Source organism: Paenibacillus sp. 01L418, from assembly GCF_056400045.1.
This window is the reverse complement of the sequence record NZ_JBFTSN010000542.1, coordinates 1-3,744: the sequence shown is the minus strand read 5'-3', so window position 1 is coordinate 3,744 and position 3,744 is coordinate 1. Positions and strand designations below refer to the sequence as shown.

The window sequence follows — 3,744 nt, the reverse complement described above, 5'->3', positions numbered from 1 at the left end:
AGGGTACACCGCACATCGGTATTTTTTGCTCGCCGCCGCCCTCTCGGCCTGTCAGCGTAATTTCCAGCTCGCGCGAAGCGGCTATTGCATCATCAAAAAACATTTCATAAAAATCGCCTAATCGAAAAAATAAAAAAGCATCTTTTGCCTCTTCTTTTATAGCTAGGTATTGCAAAATCATTGGAGTATATCCAGCCATTCCGATCCTCCTCAAAAACGTAGGCAGCATGCTGCTCCGTATATGTTCAAATAATTAATATCGTTAATTACATGCGTGCGATAATATAATCCTTTTGCGCCCATGCAGTAAACAGTAGATATTCATTATAACAAGCGGAACAGATGTGCGCCATAAGTGAAACGGGTTGTGGGTGGTTTTGTTTGTTTTGTGGGAGGGGGTTTGGAGGGGGGGGGACGGGGTTTGTGGGGTTTGTGGGGTTTGTGGGGTTAACTGCTGGGAGCTAGTTAAATGAGAGGCTTCATGGGAGCTGTGTTTGCTGATGGTTACCAGTAGCATTGCTTATGTTAGCTGGCTTCGGAGCGAAATGCTAAAAATTTGTGACTGTGTGGAGATGAGGTAACTTGTGAAATGGGAGAAAGGAGTAGGTTTAACGGATACTAGATACGCTATTATGCTCATTTTGATTTTATACACAACACTAACGGACATAGAAGCTCTTATTTAGCTCTGGGAGCTAGTTTACAGCTCCATTTTGTGCAAATAGCGGAATGTGTCTGTTAGATTCAAATAAGTGCACAATTCTTGGAAATAACAGATCCTATGTCCGTTAGGATGTGTGTGGTGACTTTTGCGATGAACTAACGGACATCAGATACGCTATTATGCTCATTTTGGCTGTTTACACATTACGAACGGACATAGAATCCCTTATTTGGCTCCTCGAGCTAGTTTATAGCTCCCTTTTGCTCAAATAGCGGAATGTATGTCCGTAAGATTCAAATTTGCGCCCGATTCTCCAAAATAGCGGATCGTATGTCCGTTAGGTAAAAATCAATGTTATCGAAAGCCGACACATCCGCTCCATACTCTGTTCAATATGGAGCTCAACTCCCCTTTTGCACCTCTTATTGCTGCAACAGTAAATAAAACATAATAAAAGACAAGTGCAGCGTGTGCCGACGAGTTAATTAACACACTCAGAAGCAATAACTCAAGCAATAGCGACTTACAGATGCCATTTCGCAACGCCTATCTTCTTAATGGCAGTCTCCATTTGACACGTATATCTGTGCTTTCATCCCATGTCTTGCCTTTTCTTGCGGCATCAAACAATGGCTCGATGTATGGGGCGAGCTCAGAGTAGCTTGCTGTGGCCGAGATTGTTGAAACGAGGCCATCCAAGCAGTTCGCTAGTTCTGCGCGGTCGCCGGAATAATATGCTGCTACATAACGCTCCTGCAGGGACGGCATGTAGGATAGATTTTGTTCTTCGCGGGCGCATATAAGCGCGAGCGCGAAGGAGGCTTTGGCTGCCGCAGGCGATACAAGCCAGCTCGGCAGCGTGCGGTATTCGAACCCGCCATGCGGCTGCAGACGGAAGTCTCCAAGGGTTCCATACCTTGGACGGCGGGCGCGCCCTGCGGGGTCCTCGACAAGCGCGAGCGGGAATGCCGCGTAGCTGTCCAGCAAGCGGAGCAAGCGACTCGTCAGCGGCGCTCCGCTAAGATGAATGTGCCCGCCGAGCGCAAGCCCCGGCACGGGCATAGCTCCAGCGGCCCAGCGCAGCGCCGGGTCGCTGATGCGATCGGCGGCGCGCAGCAGCAGCCGCCGCACATTCGCGGCAAGCGCGGCCGGGCTATCGGCCGGCTCGGGCCGCAGCTCGGCGACGGGATACAACAGCCGTCGCCCTACGAGCAAGGCGTCGGCACCGGCTGCCCCGCCGACGCCAGCTCCAAAAAACCGTGACGCCGACGCGATCTTCCCTGCTGGCGTCACAAGCACAAACTCCGGATCGGCGCCAATAAGCAGCTGCCGATCCACAGTCTCCGCTCTCGCCGCGGCATGCCACGCGGCGAATCGCCTAAACGAAGCGGCCTCAAGCCTCTTGTCCCTCAGCTTCGGCCAAGCATCACGGACGGCTGTGCGCCCGTCCCCGCCAAGCCACACCTCGGCCTCGCCAATATCGAGGCCAAGTGCATAAAGTGCCGCTACAGCGGTACGCGCCACTCTTCGCAGCGCTGGATCATCAGGCCAACCGCCGCTGATTGACAGCAAAGACTTATACGGCATCACTTTCCCCGATGCATCAATTCGCAGCATTTCGACGGGCTCTAAATGGACGACGCTGATACGGTACAATCGTTCGCTCTGAATCGCAGGACCGCCGCACAAGCCAGCTCGGCGCCAAATGCGCTGTTTCTCCGAATCAAGCAGATTTGTGGCAATGTGACCGTTGACATTAAGAATCCACATCCCTGTGAAACGGCTGCTATCGATTGTGCGGGCGTCTGACCATGCGAGCACAGCATCCCCTGCTCTCACTGCTGACCAGTGCTCGGCATGCAGCGGCTGCCCATTGCGCTCGCCTGAGGTATGCTGCTCGTTGGCATCGTATGTAATTTTCTCCAGCCGATCGTAGCTGCCCCGCCATATCCACGTCGAAGCCATTGCTTTCCCGCCTTTAAACAAGGGATGTATACATCAATTTTCGCTTTTTTTATAATTTCAAAAAAAAAGAGGGCTTTCGCCCTCGAATTTGCCGCTCGCGCAGCATATGATACCTTGACAGCAAAGCTTCCCGGCTTGCTTACAACTCATCGTCCAGCAGATCAGGATCCAAATCCTCATAATCATTATCGCCGAGGCTGAATTCCAAATCCTTGCCGTCCAGGTCGTCGCAACCGCCTGGAAGAACCGCTACACAAACCTTAGTCTCGGCAACTAGCTCTACCGAAAACTCACGCTCTACACGAATCACGACGCCTGAACCGTTCGAAGAAATATTCGCTTCGATACAGTTTGGCTCCTGAACTACCTCGGCTGACACTTCCACTGTAGAAGGCCGATGTTTCGGGTCTACATAGGATAGATTGACATGCTCGACGTAATGCACGGATTCCTTAGCTACGTCTGTTTGCGAGTTTTTGCTGTACGAATACCAAATGTTGATATCGTAAGTACCAATTACCTCAATGCCGTCGCCCGAACGAACCGCTTCATACTGATGGTTGATGATCCATGCTCCCAGAATACTGGTTGGATTATGAGGCGGCGTTACGGTATGGGTTACAGTGGAAAACTTACGACCTTTGCCGCAGACAGCTTTCGTAATTATTTCTCTGTATTGTAGCTGTTTATCTGCAATAGTCATTGATTTAACCTCCTCCATACAATCATTCATTTAAAGTGTATGCAGGACATTCGTCTAGGGTGACTGTTTATTTTCTCGAAATATAAGATTATATAAGTTTTATACTTATAGCGATCCATATAGATCACTGCGGAACGGATGCTAGAGCCGCCTGACGTCGGAAATAGCCGTTACGCTTGAAATATAAGAATACATAAGTGCCACACTTATAACGATGCTTATATTTCTCAGCTAAACGTATGCTGTGCCGAAATGGCTTGCAGAACTGCTTGCGATTGATATGCATGCGATTATAGCTTTTATCTCTACAATCACGCTCGCATATATGCGCAAAACGATAGTTAGGTTTGCCAATGTCGCCACAGCCGTTTACGCTAGAAATTCAAGCGGCTATAGTTTAAAACCTATAAGC

4 protein-coding genes are annotated in these 3,744 nt (G+C 49.8%); 1 reads left to right on the top strand and 3 read right to left on the bottom strand.

Annotation, left to right across the window (positions count from 1 at the left end; all coding sequences use genetic code 11):
* Nucleotides 1–199 (bottom strand): MutS N-terminal domain-containing protein (locus tag AC1DSE_RS32270; RefSeq protein ID WP_477528835.1); only part of this gene is annotated, 199 nt, incomplete at its 3' end.
* A 1,011-nt stretch (nucleotides 200–1,210) separates the two neighbouring features.
* A complete protein-coding gene (locus AC1DSE_RS32265; protein ID WP_477528836.1) occupies nucleotides 1,211–2,251 on the bottom strand; it encodes a putative amidoligase domain-containing protein in 1,041 nt (346 codons plus the stop codon).
* A 45-nt stretch (nucleotides 2,252–2,296) separates the two neighbouring features.
* On the opposite strand from AC1DSE_RS32265, the gene AC1DSE_RS32260 reads away from it, so the two are divergent.
* Nucleotides 2,297–2,473: a hypothetical protein gene (locus tag AC1DSE_RS32260; RefSeq protein WP_477528837.1), complete on the top strand. Its 177-nt coding sequence runs from the start codon at nucleotides 2,297–2,299 to the stop codon at nucleotides 2,471–2,473.
* Between the two features lie 295 nt (nucleotides 2,474–2,768).
* Here the strand turns inward: AC1DSE_RS32260 and AC1DSE_RS32255 are convergent, their stop codons facing one another.
* Nucleotides 2,769–3,332 (bottom strand): outer spore coat protein CotE, encoded by a 564-nt coding sequence (locus AC1DSE_RS32255; protein WP_076265792.1) that lies wholly within the window; start codon nucleotides 3,330–3,332, stop codon nucleotides 2,769–2,771.
* Nucleotides 3,333–3,744 lie beyond the last annotated feature (412 nt).

What these genes read in the sequence shown, in the direction of transcription:
- AC1DSE_RS32265 (WP_477528836.1), bottom strand. Translation starts at nt 2,251, where the DNA reads ATGCCGTATAAGTCTTTGCTGTCAATCAGCGGCGGTTGGCCTGATGAT.
- AC1DSE_RS32260 (WP_477528837.1), top strand. Translation starts at nt 2,297, where the DNA reads ATGGACGACGCTGATACGGTACAATCGTTCGCTCTGAATCGCAGGACC.
- AC1DSE_RS32255 (WP_076265792.1), bottom strand. Translation starts at nt 3,332, where the DNA reads ATGACTATTGCAGATAAACAGCTACAATACAGAGAAATAATTACGAAA.